The 3,948-nt window shown below is 69.3% G+C and carries 3 protein-coding genes; 1 reads left to right on the forward strand and 2 read right to left on the reverse strand.

What is annotated here, in order from left to right; genetic code table 11:
- Both G6018_RS13395 and G6018_RS13400 read right to left on the reverse strand, forming a co-directional pair.
- On the reverse strand, positions 1-310 hold a 310-nt coding region (locus tag G6018_RS13395; RefSeq protein ID WP_347237864.1), incomplete at its 3' end, for an enoyl-CoA hydratase-related protein.
- Positions 311-351: 41 nt separating this feature from the next.
- Positions 352-1,563, reverse strand: coding sequence for an acetyl-CoA C-acetyltransferase (locus G6018_RS13400; RefSeq protein WP_179524636.1), 1,212 nt, complete (start codon positions 1,561-1,563; stop codon positions 352-354).
- A 196-nt stretch (positions 1,564-1,759) separates the two neighbouring features.
- On the opposite strand from G6018_RS13400, the gene malQ reads away from it, so the two are divergent.
- Positions 1,760-3,919, forward strand: coding sequence for a 4-alpha-glucanotransferase (gene malQ, locus G6018_RS13405; RefSeq protein ID WP_182639874.1), 2,160 nt, complete (start codon positions 1,760-1,762; stop codon positions 3,917-3,919).
- The last annotated feature ends 29 nt before the right edge of the window (positions 3,920-3,948 follow it).

Raw genomic sequence — 3,948 nt, forward strand, 5'->3', positions numbered from 1 at the left:
GGACCCCGAGGGTCTCGAGGGCGCGCATCCGGCCCTTGATCTCCATGGACCGCTCGAACAGCTGCTCGGCGTCCTCGGGGCCCGCCGTGATCATGGACTTGAGGTCGCCGCCACCGAAGAAGCTCTTCTTGGCGGAGGTCAGGACGACGCCCTTGATGGAGTCCTTCTCGGCCTCGATGCGGCCGACGGTCTCCGAGAAGTCGTCGATGAAACGGGCGTTCATGGTGTTCGCGCCGTGGTCGGGGTCATCCATGGTGAGGGTGACGATGCCGTCGCCGTCCTGCTCCCACCGGAACATGTTTTCGCTCACTGGTTCTCTACTCCTCAAGGCTGTGGTGTCGGTGGTGCGGATCAGACGCGCTCGATGATGGTGGCGACTCCCATGCCGCCGCCCACGCAGAGCGTGATGAGGGCGCGCTTGCCGCCGGTCCGCTCGAGCTCGTCGAGCACGGTGCCGGTGATCATGGCGCCGGTCGCACCGAGGGGGTGGCCCATGGCGATCGCTCCGCCGTTGACGTTGAGCTTCTCGTCGGGGATGTTCATGTCCTTCTGGAACCGCAGGACGACGGAGGCGAAGGCCTCGTTGAGCTCCCAGAGATCGATGTCGTCAGAGGTGAGGCCGGCGATCTCGAGAGCCTTCTTCGCTGCCGGGGTCGGGCCGGTGAGCATGATGGTGGTGTCGGCGCCGGAGGTGGCCGCGGCCACGACACGGGCGCGCGGCGTCATGTTCATCTCCTTGCCGGCCTTCTCCGAACCGACCACCACGAGCGCGGCGCCGTCGACGATGCCGGACGAGTTGCCACCGTGGTGGACGTGGTTGATCTCCTCGACCCAGTGGTACTTCTGCAGCGCGACGGCGTCGAAGCCACCCATGTCGCCGACCATGGCGAACGACGGCGTGAGGCCGGCCAGCTTCTCGACGGTGGTGCCCGGACGCATGTGCTCGTCGTGGTCGAGAATGGTGACGCCGTTGATGTCCTTGACCGGGACGACCGACTTGGCGAACCGGCCCTCCTCCCACGCCTGGGCGGCGAGCCGCTGCGAGCGCTCGGCGTAGCGGTCCACGTCCTCGCGGGTGAAGCCCTCGAGGGTGGCGATGAGGTCGGCACCGATCCCCTGCGGGGAGAAGTACGTGTCGTAGTTGGTGGCCGGGTCCAGGGCCCAGGCCCCGCCGTCGGTGCCCATCGGGACACGCGACATGGACTCGACGCCGCCGGCGAGGACGACCTCGTCCCATCCGGAGCGGATCTTCTGGGCGGCCATGTTGATCGTGGTCAGGCCGGATGCGCAGAAGCGGTTGATCTGCACGCCGGCCACGGTGTCGGGCATCTTGGCGGCCAGCGCGGCGATGCGCGGCAGATCCATGCCCTGGTCACCCAGGGGGGTGACGATTCCGTAGATGATGTCCGAGATCCGGTTCTCGTCGAGGTCGGGGAACCGACGCCGCATTTCTTCGATGAGACCGACGACCAGGTCGATCGGCTTGACCCCGTGCAGAGCGCCGCCAGGCTTGCCCTTGCCTCGCGGAGTCCGGATGGCGTCGTAGATGAATGCCTCGGTCATGGGTTGTCCACGGCCTTTCTCTGGGCGGAACTGATACGTGTTCGAACTCAGGTTACGTTGTCCACCCACCGCGCGCGGAGTGCGGTCCGTTTTTGTCGACCCGCACCCCGCGCGCTCCGATGGCACAGTGGACCGTGACTGTCCGCGGCGTCCCGGCAGGGGCGCCGCCCGACCCGACGCGAGGACCCCCGTGACCGTGACCGACGCCGTACCCCCCGCCCTGGTCGAGCTCGCCGAGAGGTGTGGGGTCGCCACGAGCTACACCGATGCGCGCGGAGTCCGACAGGACATCACCGCCCGGACCCTGCGCGCGGTTCTGGCCGCGATGGGCGTCCGGGCCGGCGATGACGACGACGAGAGCGGCACCACGGCCCGTGAGGCCCTCGAGGAGAATCGTCTGCGGCCGTGGCGGCGGGTGCTCCCACCGACGATAGTGGCGAGGCGGGGGGCGAGCGCCAGGTGCGCGGTTCATGCCCCACGCGGTGCCACGGTGACGCTGTCGGCCCATCTCGAGGACTCGGCCGCACCGCTCGATGTGGAGCTCCCCGACACCCCTGCCGAGTCGATGGAGGTCGACGGCGTGCTCGTTGACCGCGTCGAACTCGACCTCCCCGCCTCCCTCCCCCTCGGATGGCATCGGCTCGTCGCCGTGGTCTCCGAACCGTCAGCTCCCGGATCCCGGACGGTCGAGTCCACCCTGCTGGTGGCCCCGCAATCGATACCGGTTCCCGCGGACCTCACGCGACGCCGCGCGGCCGGTCTGGCCGCGCAGATCTACCAGGTCCGGTCCGAGCAATCGTGGGGGGTCGGGGACCTGGCCGATCTGGCCGACCTCGCCGGCTGGGCGGGCCGGGACCTCGGAGCCGACTTCGTCCTGGTCAACCCGATGCACGCCGGGGAGCCGTTCCCGCCGGTGGAGCCGTCCCCGTACCTACCCACCACGCGTAGGTTCGCCTCGCCTCTGTATCTCCGTCCCGAGCAGATTCCGGAGTACACCGCCCTGCCGGATGAGGACAGGCGGAGGATCGATGATCTCGCACGGTCACAGCACCCGCACAACTCCCGGGACACCATCGACCGCGACTCCTCCTGGAGTGCCAAGCTCGATGCCCTGCGGATGGTGTTCTCGGCTCCCCTGTCGGATGATCGGGCACGGGAGTTCGACGCCTTCGTCGTCGAACAGGAACCCGGTCTCCATCGCTTCGCCACGTGGTGCGCGCTGGCGGCCGAGGCGGGCCCGGACTGGTCGCGGTGGCCCGAGGATCTCCGGGATCCGGACTCCGACGCGGTGGCGCGCTACGCGCACGACCACGCGGAGGAGGTCCGTTTCCACCAGTGGCTGCAGTGGCAGGTCGCTCAACAGCGTGCAGGGGCGCAGAGTGCGGCCCTGTCGGCGGGGATGCGCCTGGGCATCCTGCACGACCTCGCCGTCGGGGTTCATCCCACCGGCGCCGACGCCTGGGCCCTCCACCGCTCACTGGCACGCGGGGTCACCGTGGGCGCGCCGCCGGACGCCTACAACCAGCTGGGCCAGGACTGGTCTCAACCCCCGCTGCGACCGGACGCGCTCGCCGAGGATGGCTACCGACCGTTCCGGGACATCGTGCGCGCCGCGCTGCGGGACTCGGGAGGGATCCGGATCGACCACATCCTCGGGCTCTTCCGACTCTGGTGGATACCGTCGGGACTCGCGCCCACCGAGGGAACCTATGTGCGCTACGACCACGAGGCGATGATCGGGGTCCTCGCTCTGGAGGCGTCACGTGCCGGAGCCGTGGTCGTGGGAGAAGACCTGGGGACCGTCGCACCGGGGGTTCGGGAGGAACTGTCCGAGCGAGGAGTCATGGGAACCTCGGTGATGTGGTTCGAGCAGGAGGATGGCCGGCCGACGCCTCCGGAGGACTACCGGCGACTGTGCATGACCTCGGTGACGACCCACGACCTCCCCCCGACTGCAGGTTATGTCGATCTCGTCCACGTCGACGTCCGCGAGGAGCTGGGCCAGCTGACGGGCGATGCGGAGCAGGAGCGCCTCGATGCCGCGGCCGAGATCCGTTCCTACACCGAGGCGGTCAGGCAGCGCGGTCTCCTCGAGGGCGACAGCCCGGAAGACCTGGTGGTGGCGCTCCACGCCTTCCTGTCCGCGGCGCCCTCTCTCCTGTACGCCGTGTCCGTCGCCGACCTGGCTGGAGATCGCCGGCCGGTCAACATGCCGGGGACGTCCGAGGAGTACCCCAACTGGCGTGTCCCGCTCACCGACAGCCGGGGTGCGGTGGTCTCCGTGGAGGGACTACGTGACTCCGGCCTTGCGGGGCGGGTGTGGGGCGCGGTGGCCGGTCAAGGTGGGGTGGTATGACGAGAGCCCCCGGGTCGCGTGATGCGATC

Source organism: Dietzia sp. DQ11-44 (genome assembly GCF_014145205.1).
Lineage (GTDB): Bacteria > Actinomycetota > Actinomycetes > Mycobacteriales > Mycobacteriaceae > Dietzia > Dietzia natronolimnaea.